The 21,991-nt window shown below is 67.6% G+C and carries 21 protein-coding genes and 1 pseudogene; 8 read left to right on the top strand and 14 right to left on the bottom strand.

Annotation, left to right across the window (positions count from 1 at the left end):
* Nucleotides 1-531 precede the first annotated feature (531 nt).
* Entirely contained in the window at nucleotides 532-1,806 is a 1,275-nt protein-coding gene (tyrS, locus tag FXN61_RS31715) for a tyrosine--tRNA ligase (RefSeq protein ID WP_167977662.1), read from the bottom strand.
* A gap of 67 nt (nucleotides 1,807-1,873) precedes the next feature.
* Here tyrS and FXN61_RS31710 point away from each other — a divergent pair, with 67 nt between their 5' ends.
* The 3 genes from FXN61_RS31710 to FXN61_RS31700 are packed head-to-tail and all read left to right on the top strand — an operon-like array spanning nucleotide 1,874 to nucleotide 4,474.
* Nucleotides 1,874-2,308, top strand: a complete 435-nt coding sequence (locus FXN61_RS31710) for a hypothetical protein (protein ID WP_246292250.1) — start codon at nucleotides 1,874-1,876, stop codon at nucleotides 2,306-2,308.
* A 12-nt stretch (nucleotides 2,309-2,320) separates the two neighbouring features.
* Complete coding sequence (locus FXN61_RS31705) at nucleotides 2,321-3,364, top strand: toll/interleukin-1 receptor domain-containing protein (RefSeq protein ID WP_167977661.1); 1,044 nt, start codon at nucleotides 2,321-2,323, stop codon at nucleotides 3,362-3,364.
* Between the two features lie 24 nt (nucleotides 3,365-3,388).
* Entirely contained in the window at nucleotides 3,389-4,474 is a 1,086-nt protein-coding gene (locus FXN61_RS31700) for a toll/interleukin-1 receptor domain-containing protein (RefSeq protein ID WP_167977660.1), read from the top strand.
* On the opposite strand, the gene FXN61_RS31695 is transcribed toward FXN61_RS31700, so the two are convergent.
* From FXN61_RS31695 to argC, 9 genes are read right to left on the bottom strand one after another with little or no spacing between them, the layout of a single operon-like run.
* The gene (locus FXN61_RS31695; protein ID WP_167977664.1) at nucleotides 4,466-5,065 is read right to left on the bottom strand and encodes a DNA-3-methyladenine glycosylase; all 600 of its coding nucleotides are present in this window, start codon (nucleotides 5,063-5,065) and stop codon (nucleotides 4,466-4,468) included. The genes FXN61_RS31700 and FXN61_RS31695 overlap by 9 nt on opposite strands.
* On the bottom strand, nucleotides 5,058-6,449 hold the full coding sequence (argH, locus tag FXN61_RS31690; RefSeq protein WP_167977659.1) for an argininosuccinate lyase: 1,392 nt from the start codon (nucleotides 6,447-6,449) through the stop codon (nucleotides 5,058-5,060). The genes FXN61_RS31695 and argH overlap by 8 nt, the downstream gene beginning before the upstream one ends.
* A gap of 12 nt (nucleotides 6,450-6,461) precedes the next feature.
* Nucleotides 6,462-6,728 carry an argininosuccinate synthase gene (locus FXN61_RS56585; protein WP_167977658.1) on the bottom strand — a complete coding sequence of 89 codons (267 nt, stop codon included), beginning with the start codon at nucleotides 6,726-6,728 and terminating at the stop codon, nucleotides 6,462-6,464.
* Entirely contained in the window at nucleotides 6,721-7,206 is a 486-nt protein-coding gene (locus FXN61_RS31680; protein WP_167977657.1) for an arginine repressor, read from the bottom strand. Before FXN61_RS31680 ends, FXN61_RS56585 begins: the two co-directional genes overlap by 8 nt.
* A complete protein-coding gene (argF, locus tag FXN61_RS31675; protein WP_167977656.1) occupies nucleotides 7,203-8,135 on the bottom strand; it encodes an ornithine carbamoyltransferase in 933 nt (310 codons plus the stop codon). The genes FXN61_RS31680 and argF overlap by 4 nt, the downstream gene beginning before the upstream one ends.
* A gap of 9 nt (nucleotides 8,136-8,144) precedes the next feature.
* Nucleotides 8,145-9,266: an acetylornithine transaminase gene (locus FXN61_RS31670; protein WP_167977663.1), complete on the bottom strand. Its 1,122-nt coding sequence runs from the start codon at nucleotides 9,264-9,266 to the stop codon at nucleotides 8,145-8,147.
* 20 nt (nucleotides 9,267-9,286) lie between these two features.
* The gene (gene argB, locus FXN61_RS31665) at nucleotides 9,287-10,156 is read right to left on the bottom strand and encodes an acetylglutamate kinase (protein WP_167977655.1); all 870 of its coding nucleotides are present in this window, start codon (nucleotides 10,154-10,156) and stop codon (nucleotides 9,287-9,289) included.
* On the bottom strand, nucleotides 10,153-11,325 hold the full coding sequence (gene argJ, locus FXN61_RS31660; protein ID WP_167977654.1) for a bifunctional glutamate N-acetyltransferase/amino-acid acetyltransferase ArgJ: 1,173 nt from the start codon (nucleotides 11,323-11,325) through the stop codon (nucleotides 10,153-10,155). Before argJ ends, argB begins: the two co-directional genes overlap by 4 nt.
* Complete coding sequence (argC, locus tag FXN61_RS31655; protein WP_167977653.1) at nucleotides 11,322-12,344, bottom strand: N-acetyl-gamma-glutamyl-phosphate reductase; 1,023 nt, start codon at nucleotides 12,342-12,344, stop codon at nucleotides 11,322-11,324. Before argC ends, argJ begins: the two co-directional genes overlap by 4 nt.
* 115 nt (nucleotides 12,345-12,459) lie before the next feature.
* On the opposite strand from argC, the gene FXN61_RS53045 reads away from it, so the two are divergent.
* From FXN61_RS53045 to FXN61_RS31640, 3 genes are read left to right on the top strand one after another with little or no spacing between them, the layout of a single operon-like run.
* Nucleotides 12,460-13,947: a sensor histidine kinase gene (locus FXN61_RS53045; RefSeq protein WP_167977652.1), complete on the top strand. Its 1,488-nt coding sequence runs from the start codon at nucleotides 12,460-12,462 to the stop codon at nucleotides 13,945-13,947.
* Complete coding sequence (locus tag FXN61_RS53040) at nucleotides 13,944-15,422, top strand: sensor histidine kinase (protein WP_167977651.1); 1,479 nt, start codon at nucleotides 13,944-13,946, stop codon at nucleotides 15,420-15,422. Before FXN61_RS53045 ends, FXN61_RS53040 begins: the two co-directional genes overlap by 4 nt.
* A gap of 10 nt (nucleotides 15,423-15,432) precedes the next feature.
* Complete coding sequence (locus FXN61_RS31640; protein ID WP_167977650.1) at nucleotides 15,433-16,074, top strand: response regulator; 642 nt, start codon at nucleotides 15,433-15,435, stop codon at nucleotides 16,072-16,074.
* Here the strand turns inward: FXN61_RS31640 and sthA are convergent.
* Entirely contained in the window at nucleotides 16,061-17,476 is a 1,416-nt protein-coding gene (gene sthA, locus FXN61_RS31635; protein WP_167977649.1) for a Si-specific NAD(P)(+) transhydrogenase, read from the bottom strand. The two genes, FXN61_RS31640 and sthA, sit on opposite strands and share 14 nt — an antisense overlap.
* 83 nt (nucleotides 17,477-17,559) lie before the next feature.
* On the opposite strand from sthA, the gene FXN61_RS31630 reads away from it, so the two are divergent.
* Nucleotides 17,560-18,603 (top strand): 2-oxoglutarate and iron-dependent oxygenase domain-containing protein, encoded by a 1,044-nt coding sequence (locus tag FXN61_RS31630; protein ID WP_167977648.1) that lies wholly within the window; start codon nucleotides 17,560-17,562, stop codon nucleotides 18,601-18,603.
* Here FXN61_RS31630 and FXN61_RS31625 read toward each other — a convergent pair.
* Nucleotides 18,569-19,573 carry a hypothetical protein gene (locus FXN61_RS31625; RefSeq protein ID WP_167977647.1) on the bottom strand — a complete coding sequence of 335 codons (1,005 nt, stop codon included), beginning with the start codon at nucleotides 19,571-19,573 and terminating at the stop codon, nucleotides 18,569-18,571. The two genes, FXN61_RS31630 and FXN61_RS31625, sit on opposite strands and share 35 nt — an antisense overlap.
* Before the next feature lie 145 nt (nucleotides 19,574-19,718).
* Here FXN61_RS31625 and FXN61_RS31620 point away from each other — a divergent pair, with 145 nt between their 5' ends.
* Nucleotides 19,719-20,387, top strand: a complete 669-nt coding sequence (locus FXN61_RS31620) for a DNA alkylation repair protein (protein WP_312878141.1) — start codon at nucleotides 19,719-19,721, stop codon at nucleotides 20,385-20,387.
* 7 nt (nucleotides 20,388-20,394) lie between these two features.
* Here FXN61_RS31620 and FXN61_RS31615 read toward each other — a convergent pair whose 3' ends face one another.
* A complete protein-coding gene (locus tag FXN61_RS31615) occupies nucleotides 20,395-20,892 on the bottom strand; it encodes a hypothetical protein (RefSeq protein WP_167977645.1) in 498 nt (165 codons plus the stop codon).
* Nucleotides 20,893-21,370: 478 nt separating this feature from the next.
* Nucleotides 21,371-21,894: pseudogene (locus tag FXN61_RS31610) on the bottom strand (phenylalanine--tRNA ligase subunit beta-related protein); the annotation flags it as partial.
* Nucleotides 21,895-21,991: the final 97 nt, after the last annotated feature.

Below are 21,991 nucleotides of genomic sequence, written 5' to 3'. Positions count from 1 at the left end.
CAATCTATCTACTCAAAGGAATACCTCGACGAGGAGGTATTCATATATTACTGGCTGTGTTATCGGCACGCTGTTGAGTTCTCAAAGAACACGCGCTCATCATCACGATCCGCCCTGCAGCGGCTCGATCCGAGGCTGTGTCGTACATAAGCTTGTATTTGAAACTTCCGACGCCCTTGGCCTCTGAGCTCAGAAGAGCTACCGGCTGGGTCTTCATCGTTTCGCGGTCACCCACTCTACCACAGTCCGTGGAAGCTTGGTTCGTGACCCCCGCCGCACTCCGTTCCGGTGTTCCCGGCCCGTTCCGCGCTGGCAGAGAGAAAGTTACACGCACGCCAACTCAGGGTCAAATCGGGGACACGCGGCTACCTGCGGTTAAGAAACCGCAGGTCAGCAGCCCCATACAGGATCCAGCAACAAGTTATCGCAGCCCCATTGCCCTGCACACTGTGGCCGCCGTCACACTCACAAAGGTCGAAGGCCGCCGATCCGCAGTGGGATCGGCGGCCTTCGAGGACCTGAACGTGCAGGTCAGAGCTCCACGCGCACGCCAGCGTTGTTGCGCTTGCCGCGACGAAGCACCAGCCACGTGCCGTGGAGCAGGTCTGCCGGGGCCGGCTTCCACTCCTCGTCGGTCACCTTCGCGTTGTTCACGTAGGCACCGCCCTCCTTCACCGTGCGCCGCGCGGCGCCCCGGCTCTCGGCCAGGCCGGACGCGATGAGCAGGTCGACGATCGTCGGCTCGTCCGCCAGCCGCACCTGTCCCGTGGGCGCCTCGGCCAACGCGGCCTCCAGCACCGACTCGTCCAGGTCACGCAGCTCGCCGCGACCGAACAGCGCCGCCGACGCCAGGATGACCTGCTGGGTCGCGCGCTCGCCGTGCACCAGGTCCGTGAACTCCTGCGCGAGACGCTTCTGCGCGGAACGCAGGTGCGGCGCCTCCGCCGTCTGCTTCTCCAGCTCGTCCAGCTCCTCACGCGTGAGGAACGTGAACAGGCGCAGGTAGTTCAGCACCGTGACGTCGTCGACGTTCACGAAGTACTGGTACCAGGCGTACGGCGAGGTCATCTCCGGGTCGAGCCACACGCGCCCGCCGCCCGTGGACTTGCCGAACTTGCGTCCCTCGGCGTCGGTGACCAGCGGCGCGGTCAGTGCGTGGACCTGCTTGCCCTCGACCCTGCGCACCAGGTCGACACCGCTGACGATGTTGCCCCACTGGTCGGAGCCGCCGACCTGCAGCGCGGTGCCGTACCTGCGGTTGAGCTCCAGGTAGTCGTTCGACTGCAGCAGCACGTAGCTGAACTCGGTGTACGACATGCCGTCGGTCTCGAGGCGCCGCTTCACGGTCTCGCGCGACAGCATCACGTTGACCGAGAAGTGCTTGCCGACGTCGCGCAGGAACTCCAGCGCGCTGACCTGCGCGGTCCAGTTCAGGTTGTTCTCGACGACCGCCCCCGTGGGCGAGTCGTCGAAGTGCACGAACCGCTCCAGCTGGCCGCGGATGCGGTCGGACCACTCGGCGACGGTGTCCAGGGAGTTCAGCGTGCGCTCACCGGTGTCGCGCGGGTCGCCGATCATGCCCGTCGCGCCGCCCGCCAGCACGATCGGCCGGTGCCCCGCCATCTGGAAGCGCTTGAGCATGAGCAGCGGGACCAGGTTGCCCGCGTGCAGCGACGGCGCAGTGGGGTCGAAACCGCAATAGAGCGTGAGCGGGCCGCCGTCCAGGTCCTTCCGGAGTGCGTCGAGGTCGGTGGACGTCGCGATCAGGCCGCGCCAGGACAGTTCGTCAAGGATGTGCTCGCTCACGGCACTCATTGTCGCCTACCAGGTCGAACGGGTTTCTACCCGGTACTCCGACGGGTAACCGGCTGCCATGACGGAGCCACGTGACGAGTTGCGGCGGCCCACTGAACGCATGCCGCGCGTGAACGAGCCGGCCGTGGAAGAGGTCGTCGAGCGCGACGACTCCTACCGCAAGGTGCGGACGGTGCACACCGTCTGTGCGGTCATCGACATCGTGTGTTGGACGTTCGCCATCGTGCTGTTGGTACACATCTTCCTGGTGGTGGCGGATGCGAACGCCGCCAACGGGTTCTTCCAGTTCGTCGCAGGTTGGGCGAACGGGATCACCCTCGGTCTGGACGGCCTGTTCACGCCGGACAGCGAGAAGGTGGCCGTTCTCTTCAACGAGGGTCTGGCCGCGATCCTGTGGCTGCTCATCGGCACGTTGCTGACGAACCTGATCACGCGTCTGGCACTCCCGGCCGATCACCGGCGCGCCTGGTACCGCAGGACCGTGCGGCCCTAGAAGAATGGCGGGGTGCCGGAGTACGAGTTCGACGTCGCCCCGTCGTTCGCAGACGAAGACCGGGCCCAGGTGCTGGAGATCGTCCAGCGACTGAAGGACCTGGGCGTCAAGGTCTACTACGACGAGGACCAGCTGGTCGAGCGCTGGGGTCTCGACCTGGTCGAACACACCTCGGACACGTTCAGCAGGCGGGTCCGGTACGTGATTCCGTTCGTGTCGCGGCACTACGTCGACGAACGGTGGGCGCGGCTGCAGCGACGAGCCGCACAGGCACGGGCGCTGGAGCAGCAGGCCGAGTTCCTGCTGCCGATCCGGATCGACGACACCGAGGTGCCCGGTCTCGCATCGACGATCGGTTACCTGGACCTCCGTGTTCACGACACCGAGGTGATCGCGCAGGCCGTCAAGCAGAAGCTGGCGCAACACCGCGCGGAGTTCACCAGCCACACCCTGATCACGCCCAAGTCGGTCGCGGCGCTCGTGCGGGAGAAGCCGCGCGGGTGGGAGTACCTGCTCTACGTGACCGTTGTGTCGCAAGGACTTGCTGAACTGGAGTCGAAGTACTGGGAGCACTTCCTGAGGTACGCGCCGCGCAACGGCACCGTCGAGCACGGCAACGGGATCTCGCTGATCCGCGACCGCAACGTGCTGCTGGGCGAGATCATCAAGGTCGCGGTCGACACCGTGTTCACCGCGGACACCCAGGAAGCCGCGTTCGGAGAGCCCGGGGTGCAAGGGAACCCGGACCGGATCGTGCATCTCGGCGAGCTGTTCGTGCGGACGTTCGACGAGATCCTGGAATGGGCTCGGGGGATCCACGGGACCAGCTACGCCAACGACCTCGCCCGCACGGCCGCGCGCGTCCAAGCCCAGTTCGCCGACCAGCAACTACGGGCGATGCACGCAGTTGCGCAGGATCTGCGCGAAGTGGCGGACACGCTGGTCGAACGGCTGACCGCCGGCGAGCAGATCAACATGACCGTGCCGCTGGTGTTCGAGGTGGATCCCGAGCTGGAGCGGCAGTTCAAGGCAGCGCTGGACAAGCTCTCACGCTGACGCGGTTTGGAGCAGAATGGCGGGGTGCCGGACTACTACGAATTCGACGTCGCCCCGTCATTCGCAGGTGAGGATCGTGCAGTTGTGCTACCGATCGTGCGGAGGCTCAGGGAGCTGGGTGTACGCGTGTTCTACGACGAAGACCACACTGCCAAATTGTGGGGCGTGAACCTGGTCGATCAGCTGCCGGAAATCTACGGCAATCGAGTCCGGTACGTGCTGCTGTTCGCCTCCAAGCACTACGTCGCGAAGAAGTGGACGAAGATCGAGCGTCAGGCCGCGCAAGCGCGAGCTCTGGAGCAAGCTGAGGAGTACGTCCTGCCGATCAGGCTCGACGACACTGAAGTGCCGGGGATGTCGTCGACGGTGGCATACCTGGACCTGCGTCGTCACAGCGTGGACGTGATTTCCCAAGCGGTGGTGGAGAAACTCGCGCAGCACCGCTCAGCGTTCACGGCCCAGACTCCGATCACGCAGGAGGCCGTCGCAGCGCTCGTCAGCGAGAAGCCACGCGGCTGGGAGTACCTGCTGTATGCGGGAGTGGTGCTGCAAGGGTTACGCAAACTGGAGAGCAAGTACTGGGAGCACTTCCTCAGATACGCACCCCGCAACGGCGCCGTCGAGCACGGAACCGGCATCAGCCTGATCCGCGACCGCAACGTCCTGCTCTCCGAGATCATCAAGGTCGCGGTCGAGACGTTCACCGCTGAAGCGCAACTAGCGGCGTTCGGTGCGCCAGGCATCCCGAACGATCCGGAGCAGGTCATCCACCTCGGCCACCTGTTCGTGCGGATCTTCGACGAGATCCTTGAATGGGCACGGACCATTCATGCCACGAGCTACGGCAACGAACATGCTCGTACCGCATCTCGTATCCAGGCACGCTTCGCCGACCGACAACTACGTGCGATGCACAAGGTTGCGGAAGACCTGAGCGAGAGGGCCGACACACTTGTCGAGCGGGTCACCGCCGGTGAGGAGATCAACACTCACGCGGAGCAGATCCACCTGAAGCGCATGGAGATCGGCATGACCGTGCCGTTGGTGTTCGAAGTTGATCCTGCGCTCGAGGAGGACTTCAAAGCAGCGCTGGCCAGGCTCTCACGCTGAGGTGCGGCGCTTGCCGCCTCTCTTGTAGGTCGACACGGCCGGAGAGTCGATCCAAAAGCGCCACGGCACGTCCATCGCCACAGCGACACCCACGCGTGGGCCTGAGAACACCTGCACCGCCGGATCCCCCGCGTACAACCGCACGGGCGAGTCAGCGGACGTCAGGTCGATGCCGTTGGAACCGCGGTCCAAGCCGAGGACCTTGCACAACCGTGCGGGTCCTTTGGCCAGTTCAGCGGCCGAGCGCGAGGCGGGGCGTCGAGAGAACGCGGTGTCCTCACCGGACACGACTTCGCCCGCGCGCAACAGCACCGCACCGGGGACGCCGTCGGTCAATGAGACGACGTTGGCGCAGAAGTGCATGCCGTAGACGAAGTAGACGTAGAGATGGCCGGCCGGGCCGAACATCACCTCGTTGCGCGGGGTCTTGCCGCGGTAGCAGTGCGACGCCGGGTCGTCGCCGCCCCGGTACGCCTCCACCTCGACGATGCGCACGCGCACGTCGTCTGCCTGCAGGTACGAGCCGAGGAGGAGCTGGGCGGCATCGACCGGGTCGACGGCCAGCTCCTCCCTGGTCAGCAACCTAGAAATCACGTGCCGCCGCAGCCTTGGCGACCAGCGCGTCCAGCTGTTCGCGGACGCGTTCCGGAGCGGTGCCGCCGTGGGCGTTGCGCGAGGCGATGGAGCCCTCGACGGTCAGCACCGAACGGACCTCAGGGGTCAGGGCGGGCGAGATCGCCGCGAACTCCGCGTCGGTCAGGTCTTCCAGGCCGACACCACGCGACTCGGCGGCGCGAACGCACGCACCGGCGGCTTCGTGCGCCACGCGGAACGGAACGCCTTGGCGCACAAGCCATTCCGCGATGTCCGTGGCGAGCGTGAAGCCCGCAGGAGCAAGCGACGCCATGCGCTCGACGTCAAAGCGAAGCGTCCCCACCATGCCGGCGAAGGCAGGCAGCAGGAGCTCCAGCTGCTCGACCGAGTCGAACAGCGGCTCCTTGTCCTCCTGCAGGTCGCGGTTGTAGGCCAGCGGCTGCGCCTTCAACGTCGCCAGCAGCCCGGCGAGGTTGCCGATCAGGCGGCCGGACTTGCCGCGCGCGAGCTCGGCGACGTCCGGGTTCTTCTTCTGCGGCATGATCGAGCTGCCGGTGGACCACGCGTCGTCGAGCACCGCGAAGCGGAACTCGGCGGTGGTCCAGATGATGATCTCCTCCGCCACGCGGGAGAGGTTCACGCTGATCATGGCCAGCACGAACGCGATCTCGGCGGCGAAGTCGCGGGAGGCGGTACCGTCGATGGAGTTCTCGACGGGCGCGTAGAAGCCCAGGTCAGCGGCCACCTTCGCCGGGTCGAGGCCCAGTGACGAACCGGCCAGCGCGCCCGAGCCGTACGGGGAGAACGCCGCACGCTTGTCCCAGTCGTGCAGGCGGTCGACGTCACGCAGCAACGCGTGCGCATGGGCCAGAAGGTGGTGCGACAGCAGCACGGGCTGGGCGGACTGCAGGTGTGTGCGGCCCGGCATCACGGCGCCGAAGTTCGTCTCGGACTGCGCGGCCAGCGCGTCCACGACGTCCAGCACGCCGGCGGCAACCCGGCGCGACGCGTCGCGCAGCCACATGCGGAAGAGCGTCGCCACCTGGTCGTTGCGGGAACGGCCGGCGCGGAGCTTGCCGCCCAGCTCGACACCGGCGCGGTCGATCAGGCCGCGCTCCAGTGCCGTGTGGACGTCCTCGTCCTCCAGCACCGGGGTGAAGGCACCGGACTCGACGTCGGCCAGCAGCTCGTCCAGCGCCTTCTGCATGTCGGCGAGCTCGTCGTCGGTCAGCAAGCCCGCCGCGTGCAGCACACGGGCGTGCGCGCGTGAACCCGCGATGTCGTACGGCGCGAGGCGCCAGTCGAAGTGCGTCGACAGCGACAGGCGGGCCATCGCCTCGGCCGGTCCCGACTCGAACCGGCCACCCCACAAAGAACTCATTGCACGCAACTCTCAGCTAGCGAAGTCGTAAAGCGATTGTTCCGAACGGGCGACCAGCCCGACCACGCGCCCCTCGTACAGCGCGACGTCGACCTCGCCGGAGCCCGACGTGAGCGCCATCCGCGCCACCCTCACCGCGACGGACCCCAGGCTGGAACGAACCACGCCCGCGCGGAAGTTGAGCTCACGGATCGCCTCGGCGACGGAGACGGTCTCGCCGTCCACCGCCACGGGCACGCCGGCGTCGAAGGTCAGCACCGCGTGCACGGGATCATTCATCGACGGAACCCGAGGCCAGTGCGGCGATCCGGTCGGCGAGCTCGGAGCCCGTCATCGGCTCACGGGCCACGACCAGGATCGTGTCGTCGCCGGCGATCGTGCCGACGACCTCGTGCAACGCCGCGCGGTCCATCGCCGAGGCCAGGAACTGCGCCGCGCCAGGCGGAGTGCGCAGGACAGCGAGGTTGCCCGAGAAGTCGGTCGACACCAGCAGCTCGCCGAGCACGCGCGCAAGCCGCGTGGTGCCGCCCTGGACGCCCCGCACCGGACTGCCGTCCTCGGGGATGACGTAGATCGGCGCACCGCCGTCAGGACCGCGCAGCTTCACCGCGCCGAGCTCGTCCAGGTCGCGCGACAACGTGGCCTGGGTGACCTCGATGCCTTCCGCCGCAAGCAGTTTCGCGAGCTCGGACTGGCTGCGGATGACGAGCTGGCTGACCATCTCGACGATGCGGCCCTGACGGGCGGTGCGGGTCATGACGACTGCTCCAGCAACCACACGAGCAACGCCTTCTGAGCGTGCAGGCGGTTTTCCGCCTCCTGCCACACGAGCGACTGCGGACCGTCGAGCACGTCGTCGGTGATCTCCCAGCCGCGGTGCGCCGGCAGGCAGTGCAAAACCGTGGAGTCGGGTTTGCCGGTCGCAGCCAGCAGATCGGCGTTGACCTGGTACGGGCGGAACGGGCCGACGCGGTCCTTGCCGTCGTTCTCCTGCCCCATCGACGTCCACGTGTCGGTGACCAGCACGTCCGAGCCGTCGACCGACTCGCGCGGATCGCTGATCAACGCCACCGAGCCACCGGTCTCCGCGGCACGCCTCTTGGCGTCCTCCAGGAACTGCGGGTTCGGCACGAACCCGGCCGGTGCGCCGATGCGAACGTGCATACCCGCCGTGGCACCACCCAGCAGCAGCGAGTGCGACATGTTGTTGGCGCCATCACCCAGGTACGTCAGGGTCAGACCGGCCAACCGGCCGTAGCGGCGGCGGATCGTCTGCAGGTCGGCGAGGACCTGGCACGGGTGGAACTCGTCGGTCAGCGCGTTGACCACCGGAATCCGCGAAACGCTCGCCATCGCGTCGATGCGCGCCTGCGCGAACGTCCGCCACACCACGGCGTCGACGTAGCCGGACAGGATCCGCGAGGTGTCCTCGATGGTCTCCTCGCGGCCCAGCTGCATGGACCGGCCGTCGATGATCACCGGGTTGCCGCCGAGCTGCGCGATGCCGACCTCGAACGACAACCGGGTGCGCGTCGAGTTCTTCTCGAAGATCACCGCGACGGACTTGGGGCCCGCCAACGGCTTCGCGGTGAACCGGTCCGCCTTGTACGTGTCCGCGAGGTCGAGAACGGCGGCCTGCTCGTCCGTCGTCAGGTTGTCGTCGCGGAGGAAGTGCCGAGGGCTCACGACTGCTCCTCAAAAAAACGTCGGCAGCGCGGCCACGAACGACAGCGCGTCGGATTCGTCCAGGACCAGCGGCGGTGCCAGGCGGATGACGTCGGGCTGGATGGGGTTGATCAGGTAACCGGCCTTCTGCGCGACCGCCGCTGCCTTCGCCGAGACCGCCTCGCGCAGCACGATTCCGAGCAGCAGGCCTGCTCCCCGCACTCCGGAGATCGCCGGGTGGTGCAGCGCCTCGACACCGGCCGCGATCTCCTTGCCCACGGACGATGCGTGCTCCAGCAAGCCTTCCGCGGCGATCGTGTCGAGCACCGCGAGCGCGGCCGCGCAGCACACGGGGTTGCCACCGAACGTGGTGCCGTGGTGTCCGGGCTGGAACAGGTCAGCCGCCGCACCGAACCCGATGGTCGCGCCCAGCGGCAGACCGCCACCGATGCCCTTCGCCAGTGTCATGACGTCCGGCACGATCCCGGCCTGCTGGAACGCGAACCACGTGCCGAGGCGGCCGATACCGGTCTGCACCTCGTCCAGGATCAGCAACGCGCCGTGCTCGGCCGTGATCCGGCGCGCTTCCTGCAGGTATCCCTCCGGTGGAACGACAACGCCCTGCTCGCCCTGGATCGGCTCGACGATGAACGCCGCCGTGTCGTCGTCGATCGCGGCCTCGAGAGCGGCCACGTCACCGAACGGAATGTGCGACACGCCGGGCACGAGCGGCTCGAACGGCGTGCGCTTGCCGGGCTGACCGGTCAACGACAGCGCGCCCATCGTGCGGCCGTGGAAGCCGCCCACGGTAGCGACGATCTTGGTGCGGCCGGTGCGGCGCGACATCTTCAGCGCCGCTTCGTTCGCCTCGGCGCCGGAGTTGCAGAAGAACACCTTGCCCTGCACGCCGGACAGGTCGAGCAACCGCTCGGCCAAGGCCAGCGCCGGCTCGTTCACGTAGAGGTTCGAGGTGTGGCCGAGCTTCGAGATCTGCGCGGTCACCGCCTCGACGATCTTCGGGTGCGCGTGGCCGAGCGAGTTGACCGCGATGCCGGTCAGCAGGTCCAGGTAGCGCTTGCCGTCGGTGTCCCAGACGTAGGCGCCCTCACCGCGCTCCAAGGCCAGCTGAGGAGTGCCGTAGTTGTCCATCATGGACTGTTGCCACCGCGAACTCACTTGTCCCCCAACACCATCGTGCCCACACCCGAGGAGGTGAAGACTTCGAGCAGAACCGAGTGGGCCAGCCGGCCGTCGATCACGTGCGCCTGCGGAACCCCGCCGCGCACCGCGCGCAGGCAGGCCTCCATCTTCGGGACCATGCCGCTTTCCAGGTCCGGCAGCATCTTCTCCAGTTCGGAGGCACGAACCTGGTTCAGCAACGACGACTTGTCCGGCCAGTTCGCGTACAGGCCCTCGACGTCGGTCAGCACGACGAGCTTCTCCGCGCCCAGCGCCACTGCCAGCGCACCGGCGGCGGTGTCCGCGTTCACGTTGTGCGGCACACCGTTGACGTCCGGCGCGACCGACGACACGACCGGGATCCGGCCCGCACGCACGATGTCGAGCACCGCGTCCGGGTTGACCTCGGTGATGTCGCCGACGAGACCGATGTCGACCTCTTCGCCGTCCACCAGGGCACCGCGCCGGGTGGCGGTGAACAGGTGCGCGTCCTCACCGGAGATGCCGACCGCGTAAGGACCGTGCTGGTTGATCAGGCCGACGAGCTCGCGCCCGACCTGGCCGACCAGGACCATCCGCACGACGTCCATGGCTTCCGGGGTCGTGACGCGCAGGCCGCCGCGGAACTCGCTGTGGATGCCGAGCTTGTCCAGCATCGACTTGATCTGCGGGCCACCGCCGTGCACGACGACCGGGCGCAGGCCACACAGCCGCAGGAACACCATGTCCTCGGCGAACGCCTTCTTCAGCTCGTCGTCGACCATGGCGTTGCCGCCGTACTTGACGACCACCAGCGCGCCGCGGAAACGTTGCAACCACGGCAGAGCCTCGACGAGGACCGCCGCCTTCTCTTGTGCGTTCATGAGGAGTAAGCGCTGTTCTCTTCGACGTAGTCGTGGGACAGGTCCGTGGTCAGCACGGTGGCTTCCGCGTCACCGACGTTGAGGTCGATGACGATCTCGATCTCGCGGCCGGACAGGTCGGCCTCGCTGCGGTCGCGGTCGCGGGTTCCGTTGCGGTACAGCGAAACACCGTTGATCAGGATCTGCAGCACGTCAGGGTCGATCTCGGCGTCCGCACGGCCGAGCGCCATCGCGATGCGGCCCCAGTTGGGGTCGCTGCCGAACAGCGCGGTCTTGACCAGGTTGTCCTCGGCGACCGTCCGTCCGATGTGGACGGCCTCGGCTTCGGTGGCCGCCTGCTTGACGGTGATGCTGATTTCCTTCGTCACGCCCTCGGCGTCGCCCTGGAGCTGCTTGACCAGGTCGGCGGAGACCTCGGTCAGCAACGCGACGAAGTCGTCGAACGCGGGCTCCACACCCGAAGCACCGGACGCCAGAACCAGAACGGTGTCGTTGGTGGACGTGCCGCCGTCGACGTCGAGCCGGTCGAACGTCTTCCCGGTGGCCGCACGAAGGGCCTGGTCGAGCTGATCGCCGGAGATCTTGGCGTCCGTGGTGATGACGGACAGCATCGTGGCCATGTTCGGGGCGAGCATGCCGGCGCCCTTCACGAACCCGCCGACCGACCAGCCCTGCTCGGACGCCTTCCACGACTGCTTGGGGCGGCTGTCCGTGGTCATGACGCCGGTGGCGGCGTTGAGACCGGCTTCGACGGAGGAGTCCAGTTCCTTCGCGGCGTTCTCGACTCCGGCCAGCACCTTGTCCATCGGCAGGCGCTCACCGATCAGACCGGTGGAACACACCGCGACGTCGACAGCGCCGGTGCCGAGCACCTCGGCGACCTTCTCGGCGGTGGCGTGGGTGTCCTGGAAGCCTTCGGGACCGGTGCACGCGTTGGCACCGCCGGAGTTGAGCACCACCGCGGTGAGGCGTCGGGACTGGATCACCTGCTGCGACCACAACACCGGAGCGGCCTTCACCTTGTTCGTGGTGAAGACACCCGCGGCAGCATCGGAAGGCCCGTCGTTCACGACGAGCGTGAGGTCGAGAGCGCCGGATTCTTTGATCCCGGCGGCGATGCCGGCGGCCCGGAAGCCCTGGGGTCCGGTGACGCCCTTGTTGCGGTTCACGGAGCGACTCCAACGGTCGAGAGGCCGGTCGTTTCCGGCAGTCCGAGAGCGAGGTTCATGCACTGGACAGCGGCACCCGCGGTGCCCTTGGCCAGGTTGTCGACGGCGGCCACGACCACGAGCCTGCCCAGGTCCTCGTCGACGGTGACTTGCATCTGGACGGCGTTCGAACCGAGAACGGCGTTCGTCGTCGGCCAGAAACCTTCGGGCAGCACGTGCACGAACGGCTCGTTCGCGTACGCCTTCTCGTAGGCCTCGCGAACAGCGTTGTTCAAAGCGGCTGGTTTGAGCGTTGCCGTGCAGGTCGCGAGGATGCCGCGTGACATCGGCGCCAGCACCGGGGTGAAGCTGACCTTGATCGGCCGGCCGGCCGCGGCGCTCAGGTTCTGGGTGATCTCCGGCGTGTGCCGGTGGGCGCCACCGACGCCGTACGCGCTGGCCGAGCCCATGACCTCGGATCCGAGCAGGTTCGGCTTCAGCGACTTGCCCGCGCCCGACGTGCCGGAGACGGCGACGATGACGACCTCGTCCTCGATGAGGCCGACGGCCGGGGCGAGTGCGAGCGACGAGACCGTCGGGTAGCAGCCGGGAACGGCGACACGGCGCGCTCCCACGAGCCTGTCCCGCTGGCCGGGAAGCTCGGGCAGCCCGTACGGCCAGGAGCCCGCGTGCTCGCCGCCGTACCAGCGCGTCCAGTCATCCGCACTGGTCAGCCGGTGGTCGGCACCGCAGTCGATCACCACGGTGTCGTCGCCGAGTTGCTCGGCCAGTTCGGCTGAGTGACCGTGGGGAAGTGCGAGGAACACCACGTCGTGCCCCTTGAGGGTCTCGACTGTGGTGTCTTGTAGCTGTCGGTCCGCGAGCGGCAGGAGGTGCGGCTGGTGCTTGAGCAGCTTGTCACCGGCGCTGCTGTTCGCTGTCAGCGCGCCGATCTCGATGTCCGGATGAGCCAGTAGCAGGCGGAGCAGCTCGCCACCCGCGTACCCGCTGGCGCCCGCGACCGCGATCCTCACTGTCATACGCATGATTATGCACTGTCATGCAAACTCACTCAACCGAGCATGGCCACCTGGCCACCCGATCGGGGCCACCTGGCGCTGGGCCGGCCCACCCCCGTCGACCATGATGATCAGCGTGAACGTGAGGCTGCGCGACGGGCTGTGGGCTGCGGGTGCCTTCCTGGTGGCGCTGGTGACGCTGCTGGCACCGCTCGGCAGGCCCGTCGACTGGTGGCTGATCGTGGCGTCGGCGGTGTGGGCCGCCGCGCTGGTGCCGATCAGCGCGCGCCGGCCGCGATGGGCGATGCTGCTCACAACTCCTCTGCACGCGGTGAACAACCTGCTCGCGATCGCGCCGACCTCGCTCGTGATCTTCCGCTCCGCCCGGTCGGTCCGCTCGCAACCGCAGTTGTGGGCGTTGGTGGGCGTCACAGCGGTGCTGCAGGCGGCGTTCGGCGCTCTGCACGCGTGGCGCGCAGGGGACAGCTTGGAGGAGTACCTGCTCGGCACCGCGTTCACCGTCGTGTTCCTGCTGGTCTTCCCCGCCGTGGCCGGTGCGCTCGTCGGGCGGCGCAAGCCGTTGACGCAGGTGCTGATGGAGCGCAACGACTACCTGGAACACGCGCGTGAGCTGACCGCGAGCACCGCCAGGTCGGCCACGCGCGCGCACATCGCGAGCGAGATGCACGACATGCTCAGCCACCGGCTCAGGCAGTTGACCGCGCACGCGGGCGCGCTGGAGCTCTCCGCCGCTCAGCAGGCCCCTGAGCTGCGTGAGCAGGTCGAGCTGATTCGCAAGACGTCCACGGTCGCGATGGAGGAGCTGCGGGAGATCCTCGGCGTGCTCGGGACCATCGAGGCCGACGAGGACGCCGGTACGCGCGCGGACGTCGAACGGCTCGTGGCGGCGTCTGCCGCTGCGGGCGTGTCCGTCCATCTGGACTGGTCAGGTGCCGATCTGGCCGATGCCGACGCACGCCTTCGGAGGGCGGTGCATCGGGTCGTGCGCGAAGCACTCACGAACGTGCACAAGCACGCGCCCTCAGCACGGACCCGCGTCTCCGTGCAGGTTGCCGACCGAGTGCACGTCGAGGTGGTCAACGGTCCGAGCAGCGAACCCAGGGGTGGTGGCACCCGCCGCGGGCTCATCGGGCTGGAGGAGCGCGTCGGGTTGATCGGTGGAACGTTGAGCGCCGGGCCTGGCGTGAGCGGGTTCCGGGTCGCGGCGGATCTCCCGTTGCACCCGGTGGTGCAGGAGGAAACGGGCGCGGCAGGTGCCGTGGTGGAGGCGCCTCCACCGATCACCGCCGAGATCCTGACCGTGCCACGCGTGATCGGCAGCGGTTGCCTCGGCACGCTGGCCGTCGTCCCTGCGCTCGGCACGGTGTTCGTCCTGCTCATCGTCGCGATCTTCAGCCGCGCCGAGATGACCAGGCAGGAGTTCGACGCGTTCCAGGTGTCGGTCGCGCACGAGGAGCAGATCACCGAGACGCACGGCTTCGGCGTGCCGTCGGACCACACCGGGTGCTTCCGCTACCACGCACGCGACGTACCCGGCCGTGACTTCGAGCTCTGCTTCGACAGAAAAGGTGTGTTGACCACGAAGAGGGAGCTTGCCCGGTGAGGTTCGTCTGGCCGTTGCTCGCGTTCCTGGTCGGCCTGGTGCCCTTGATCGCGCCGCTGGCACCCGTCCCGCACCCGTTGCTGACCATCGCGACGGCGCTGTGGATCGCCGCCCTCGTGTGGCTCGCTCCACGCAAGCCCGAGTGGGCGCTGCCGCTCACCGCGCCGCTCTTCGCGGTCAACAACCTGTGGGCGATGGCGACCACGGCGTTCGTGATGTTCGCCGCGTCCCGGCGCATCCCCCGCCTCGGCCGGCTGTGGGCGCTGCTGGGCCTGACGGTGGTGCTGCAAACCGGGTTCAGCCTCTTCCTGGTCCGCGAGAGCGCGCCTTTCTGGGAGAACCTGCTCGGGGCGTTCGCCGGGGCGGTGTTCTTCGTGCTGTTCCCTGCCGTCTCGGGCATGCTGCTCGGTCGCCGCAGGCCGATGGTCCGGTTGCTGCAGGAGCGCAACGAATACCTCGAACGCGCCCGTGCGTTGACCGCCGCGTCAGCCCGTTCCGAGGAACGCGCGCACATCGCCGGCGAGATGCACGACATGCTCGGACACCGGCTCAGCCTCATCTCGATCCACGCGGGGGCGCTGGAGCTCGCGACCGCGACCAAGGCCCCGCAGCTGCACGACCAGGCCGAGCTGATCCGCACCACGTCGTCGCTCGCGATGGCCGAACTGCGCGAGATCCTCGGCGTGCTGCGGACGAACCCCGAACCCGAGTCGCTCGACGAGGACACCGGCACCAGGTCCGACATCGCGGCCCTGGTCGAGAGCTCGGTGAACGCCGGGATCACCGTGTCGCTCGACTGGTCCGGCGATGATCTGCACGGCGCCGACCCGCGAACCCGGCGCGCGGTGCACCGGGTGGTCCGCGAAGCGCTGACGAACGTGCACAAGCACGCCCCTCACGCTCGCACGCGGGTGCAGGTCGCGGTCCAGGGTGGACGGGCGCGAATCCAGGTGCTGAACGGTCCTTCCTCCGGCACTCCCGGCAAGGGGACCCGGCGCGGCCTGATCGGTCTGGAGGAACGCGTCGGGCTGCTCGGCGGCTCGTTCAGCGCGGGACCGCCGCTCGAAGGCGGGTTCCGGGTCGCGGCGGACGTGCCCCTGCACCCGGCGACCCAGGCCGAACAGTCCGTGGCCGAGGCGGAGGAGGTACCACCGCCACTCGCGGCCGAGGTGCTGACCGTGCCGCGCGTGGTGGGCGGCGGATGCCTCGGCATGCTGGCGCTGCTGCCGATCGCCGGGGCGTTGATCGTGCTGCTGCTCTTCGCGTTGCTCAACCCGACGCAGATGAACGCGCCGTACTTCGACTCGTTGCGGGTGGGTGTCACGTCCGAGAGAGAGATCATCGACCAGTTCGGCGTCGGGCAGCTCGGGGTCGACGGGTGCTCGCGGTTCCAGACGTCGCACAACGCGCAGCTGTACTACAAGCTCTGCTTCCAGGACGGCAAGCTGACCTCGAAGGAGCAGGAACGCCCGTAGGCTGACGCGCGTGATCCGAGTCCTCATCGCCGACGACGAGACGCTCATGCGTGCCGGAATCCGGTTGATCCTCGAGAACGATCCGGAGATCACCGTGGTGGCCGAGGCGAGCGACGGCAAACAGGCCGTCGAATTCACCCGCGCGCACAGTGTCGACGTCGCGTTGCTCGACATCCGCATGCCCGGCGGCGACGGTCTCAAAGCCGCCGAGCAGATCGCCGGCCACACCAACGTCGTCATGCTCACGACGTTCGGCGAGGACTCCTACGTGGCCCATGCGCTCAGGGTCGGCGCGACCGGCTTCCTGCTCAAGGACACCCCGCCGCAGGAGCTGATCAACGCCGTCCGCAAGGCCGCTAACGGCGAACCGATCCTCGCCCCGCAGATCACCAAGCGGCTGATCGAGAAGCACCTCACCGCACCCCACGACGGATCGGCGGCGCGCCGCAAGATCGACGCGCTCACCGACACCGAACGCAACGTGCTCAAGCTCGTCGGCGAGGGGCTGTCCAACACCGAGATCGGCGAACAGCTCTACATGGCGACCGGCACGGTGAAGGCGCACATCAGCCGGATCCTGCCCAAGCTGGAGTGCGCCAACCGCGTGCAGGCCGCCATCGTGGCCCACGACGCCGGGCTCACGAGATCGTGAAGCGGTCCAGGGCGCGGATCTTGTTCGTGGCGTCCAGGGCGGCGACCTTGTACGCCTCCGACAGAGTCGGGTAGTTGAAGACCGTGTCGACGAGGTAGTCGACCGTGCCACCACACCCCATCACGGCCTGACCGATGTGCACGAGGTCCGTCGCGCCGGTGCCGAACACGTGCACGCCGAGAATCTTTCGGTCCACAGTGGACACGAGCAGCTTCAGCATGCCGTACGCGTCGCCGACGATCTGGCCGCGTGCCAGCTCGCGGTACCGGGAGATGCCCACCTCGTAGGGAACAGCGGACGAGGTCAGCTCGGCTTCCGTCGCACCGCAGTACGAGATCTCGGGGATCGTGTAGATGCCGATCGGCTGCAACGCCGTCAGCTCGTGCACCGGCTCGCCGAAAGCGTGATACGCGGCCAGGCGCCCCTGGTCCATCGACGTCGCGGCCAGCGCGGGGAAGCCGATCACGTCGCCGACGGCGTAGATGTGCTCGACGGGCGTGCGGTAGTGCTCGTCGACGGACAGCCTGCCGCGGCGGTCGGCCTCCAGGCCGGCGGCGGGAAGGTCGAGTTCGTCGGTGCAGCCCTGGCGACCGGCCGAGTACATGACCGCGGCAGCCGGGATCCGCTTGCCGGAGGCCAGGGTCGTGATCGTCCCCGAGTCGGACACCGAGACGTCCACGACCTTCTCGTCGAACCGGAACGTGACGGCCTGGTCCCGCAGGTGGAACTTCAGCGACTCGACGATCTCCGGGTCGCAGAAGTCCAGCATCTTCTCGCGCTGCTCGACGACCGTCACGCGGGTACCGAGCGCGGCGAACATCGACGCGTACTCGATGCCGATCACACCGGCGCCGACGACGACCAACGACGACGGGATCTCCTGGAGGGCGAAAACCTCGTCGGAGTCCAGGATCCGCTCCTCGTCGAAGTCCACAACGGACGGACGGGCGGGCGTGGTGCCGGTCGCGATGACGATGAACTCACCGGAGATCGTCGTGCGGTCGCCGCGGTGACTTCCTTCCACCGCAACGGTGTGCTCGTCGACGAAGCGCCCGAAGCCGTTGAGAAGGTCGATGCCGTTGCGGTGCAGCTGCGCACGCACGACCTGAACCTCGCGGCCGATCACGTGCTGCGTGCGGGCCATCAGGTCGCTGATCGTGATGTCCTGCTTGACCCGGTAGCTCGCGCCGTACAGCTCGCGCTGGCTCATGCCGGTCAGGAACATCACGGCTTCCCGCAGCGTCTTCGACGGGATGGTGCCGGTGTTCGCGCAGACGCCGCCGACCATCTCCTGTTTGTCGATGATGGCCACGCGCTTGCCCAGTTTCGCCCCTGCGATCGCCGCTTTCTGGCCACCAGGACCAGAGCCGATGACGATCAGGTCGTAGTCGTACGACGTCATGGTCGTCAGCCTACTAAGACGGATCCGATTCCACCCTAGAACGAAATATGAACCCGATGAACGGAACCGCCGTTCGTTGGGCCATGACCGAACTACGCACGTTCCGCCTTCCCGAGATCATCACCGGCTCGGACGACGACGTCGAGCTCGGCCGCCAGCTCATCGCGGCATGGCAGGCCGACGGGATTCTGCAGATCGCAACGGACGCGGTGCAGGACCGAACCACAGAAGAAGCCATGGCGGCCAGCAGAAGGTTCTTCCACGGCTTGTCGCTCGAGGAGAAGTCACGCCTGGTCAGCGACCTGACCTACGCCGGCTACATCGCGTCCGGCGAGGAGGTCACCGACGGCATCGCGGACTACTCGGAGATCTTCACCGTCTGCAAGGACGTTCCGCTCGACGACTCCCGTGTCGTCGGCAAGTGGCCGTGCCACGGGCCGGTGCCGTGGCCGGACGACCTCTACCGCGACGCCATGCGGGAGTTCATGGCGATGCTGGGCGACGCGGGCGAACGCATCCTGAAGCTCACCGCACTGGGCTTCGGGCTCGACATCGACACCTTCACCAAGCTCACCGTCGACGGCTGGCACCACATGCGGGTGCTGCGCTTCCCCACCAGGTCCGAGACCGTCGACCGCGGCATCGGCGCCCACACCGACTACGGCATGCTCGTCCTCGCCGCACAGGACGACGTCGGCGGCCTCTACGTCCGTCCGCCGATCGAGGGCGAAGAGCGTCCGCGCAACTGGCTCCCGGAGGAGTCGGCCGCCGGGTGCTTCCAGGACTCGGAGGGCTGGACCTTCGTGGAACCGGTGCAGCACGTCATCACCGTGTTCCCCGGTGACATCCTGCAGTTCCTGACCGGCGGCAAGCTGCTCTCCACGCCGCACAAGGTCCTGCTGAACACCCGCGAGCGCTTCACGATGGCGTACTTCCACGAGCCGAACTTCGAGGCCGTCGTGCGCCCGCTCGACGAGCCGGACGGTGACGACGTCATTCACTACGGCACGCACTTCACCAACATGTTCATGCGCTGCTACCCCGACCGCGTCACCACGCGGCGCATCCTCGACGAGGACAGGCTGACCGTGCTCAGCGAACTCCGGTCTGGGGTTCGTCACTCCTGAACGGCACGATCAGGTCGAGCAGGCGGGCCGTGGCGCGGTACTCCGCGACGCGGTCCGCGAACGGCCGTTGCACGATCTTGTGCACGGCGTCCTTGGAAAGTCGTTCGTAGGCGGGAACCGTGTCGTTGCTGAGGAAGTCCCAGCGGGCCTCCCGGTCCGCGTAGTTGAACGCGGGCAACGGGCCGCCGAACAGCGGCAGGTACTGCGCGGGGGTCTTCCCGCCGGGCACCGGCATCGGACCGGCCACCGTGATCGCGTACGTGATGACCTCGCCGGGCGGCAGCAACCGGGCGCGCATCCGGTTGAACTGCTCGGCGATCACCAGGTTCTGCTCGCGCGACGAGAACTCCATGACGGCCTGCGCCGGATCCGCCCACGCGGCTGTTGTCTCCGGGTCGATGATCCCCGCGTCGCGCATCTCCTCCACGGCCTTGATCCCACCGTGCAGATAGGCGGCGTGCATCGCGCCGAGGTCCATGAAGATGTGCTTCTGCATTGACATCAGCATCGACGAGAACCAGCGCAACTCCGGAACAGTGCCTAAGTCGAGCATGCCGGCGGCGAACGCGGGGGCGCCGATGTTGGCGAATCCCATCCACCGCAACGAGTCGGCGTGCTGCAGGTAGAGCTTCGCGTAGAAGTCGTAAACGGCGAAGATGGTCGAACGGTTGTGATCGGCGGACCGCTGCGGGTCCCAGTCGGACAGTTTCACACCCGCGTCCTCGGCGGCGCGGACGATCCAGTACTGCCACAGCAACGCCTTGAACCTCGGCGGCGCGATGCCTTTGCTCCGATAGGCGTCCAGCGCGCGCTCCAGCGTGCCCCGGTCGTACGGCAGGTCGGGGTGCACTCCACCCCGTTGTTCGCCGTTACCGTTCGTCAGCGGCAGATCCAGGTAGTCCACCGTGTCCGCCTTGGTGGCACCCATGCTGGTGAGCACGAGCGCCGCCACAACCATGAGCACACGCATGAATGCGAATGGTAGTGGGGCCAAGTCGGCTTTCCGTTCACAGTCGTGCCTGGTGAACTGATGTTTTGCGGGTTCGTTAGCACTTTTGGCGCCGATGGGGCCATCGATCTCAACGGCCTACTCCTTCTGCCTATACCGTTCAGGCGTGACCCCCAAGGCTTCGTTGATCGACGCGGTCCGGGCAGGACTGGAGGAGCTCGCCGATCCGGTGAAAGCGCCGGAGATGCAGGCGTACATGAAGTCCGACATGCCGTTCCTGGGCGTGCAGAAACCAGGACGGGTGGCGTTGCTCCGGTCATTGCCGTCGCTGAGCGATCGGGACGAGTGGCTCGACGCCGTGCAGACGTTGTGGCGGGAGGCGACGTATCGCGAGGAGCGGTACGTGGCTCTGGCGTTGAGCGGTGATCGCCGCTTCCAGTCCGTCGACCTGATGCCTTGGTTCGACGAGATGATCGTCACCGGCGCGTGGTGGGACTACGTGGACGAGATCGCGTCGAGGCGGGTCGGGCCGTTGCTGCGGTCCACGCCGAACGTCGTGCGGCCGTTGATGCTGAAGTGGTCCACCGACGACGACAGGTGGCGGCGGCGGACGTCGATCATCTGCCAGCTCGGGTTCAAGGGCGCGACCGATGCGGAACTGCTGACCGCGTGCATCGACGCGAACGTGGACGACCCCGACTTCTTCCTGCGCAAGGGGATCGGGTGGGCGCTGCGGGAGTTCGCGAAGACCGAGCCCGGGTGGGTGCGGGCGTTCGTCGAGGCCCGGCCGGGGCTTTCGCCGTTGTCACGGCGCGAAGCCCTCAAACACCTCTAGTGGCTGCCTAGCCGTGCTTCGCACGACCCGAATAGGTGAGCGGGAAGACGAGCTCGGCGCACGCGGACGGAACGTCCTCGGCGACCTGGACCTTCATGACGACCTCGACCGCGCCTCCTGCCGGGATCTCCACCATGTCCTTGAGCGGCACCACGGTCAGCACACCGGCAGGGCACCCCTCGACGCGCTGCTGGGTGGCGTCGAGCGGCTGGCCGGGCACCGCGGACAGGCTCTCGACGATGATCCCGACGGGGTTCGGGTTGGACAGCCGCACCTTGCGCTCGCCCTCGGCACCTGGCCGGAGCTCCACGGCAGCGCCGGAGATGTCGTTGATCTCGAACGGCTTCAGCTGCCGCATGCCGGACTCGCCGCTGCTCACCGAGTACGCCATCGCGGGCAACTGCGGCTCAGGCCAGGTCAGGTGCATGGCCGCCACGACGGCCGCGCCGAGCATGAGGATCGTCAAGGACACGGCGATCTCAAGGCGCGGTCCCAAACTACGCATGGCGCAACTCTCCAGAGTTGTTGCTCCAGGCGGTGGGTTCGCCTCTAGCTCCCCACCGGACCGGCGACCATACTCGCCCGGTGGTTCATCGCTTCGCCCCTCGGCCCAGCGGGCCGCGTCGCCAATCTTGGAGAAGCTTCACGTACTGCGCAAGCGTCCTACGGGCGCCGATTTGCCCTTGTAATGAGGGACCTTTGGCACCTTGACAGCTACGCAGGGCTACCACCTGCTGGTTTGATCCCAAATCCCGATTTCCGAGATTCGACCGATCGAGCGAATTATCAGGAACAAATCTGTCCGGTGTAGCTGGTGGTCCAGCTGCCGACCGGTCGGCACCCACCGCCCTGTTGCCACAACACTGTGTACATAGTGGCACCCGGCACCGACTGCCATGTCACCGAGGCCGGGTTGCGGCCCCTCGTGATGTGGAAAGGCCCGAGATTCGCGAAGAATCCCGGGCCTCACCAGGTCTGACCGATCAGGCGCGCAGTGACGCGCCCAAACGCTCGCCGGCGGCGGCCACGGCCGCGTCGCGAGCCGAAGTCGCCTCCTCGACGGTCAACGTGCGGTCCGGCGCGCGGAAGCGCAAGGAGTACGCGAGCGACTTCTTGCCCTCGCCTGCCTGCTCGCCCGTGTAGACGTCGAACAGGCGGATGTCCTCCAGCAGGTCGCCGGCGGACGAGCCCAGAACGTCCGACACCGACTGCACCGGCACCGAGGCGTCGACGACGAGCGCGACGTCCAGCAGCACCGGCGGGTACGCCGACACGATCGGGGCCGGGCGGTGGTCGTCCAGCGGCAGCGCGTCGAGGTCGAGCTCGAACGCCACGGCCGCTTGGGCAGACCCAGCGCCTCGATCACCTTCGGGTGCAGCTCACCGGCGTGGCCGACGGGCCAGTCGCCCACGCGCAGCTCGGCGCAACGGCCGGGGTGCCACGGCAGCAGGTCCGAAGCCACGACGCGCAGGGTGACCCCGTAGGCCTGACCGACGCGGCGGGCGGATCAGTGTTACTCGGTAGGTCCGGACTGAGTGTTGAGTCTGTCGGCAGGTACCTGCTCGATGCGGGTCCAGCCTTTCCATCCCCGTTCCTCGAGGATG

The organism is Lentzea indica, from assembly GCF_012184385.1.
GTDB lineage: Bacteria > Actinomycetota > Actinomycetes > Mycobacteriales > Pseudonocardiaceae > Lentzea > Lentzea indica.
The sequence above is the reverse complement of the archived record's forward strand: the minus strand, read 5'-3'. Positions and strand labels throughout refer to the sequence as shown.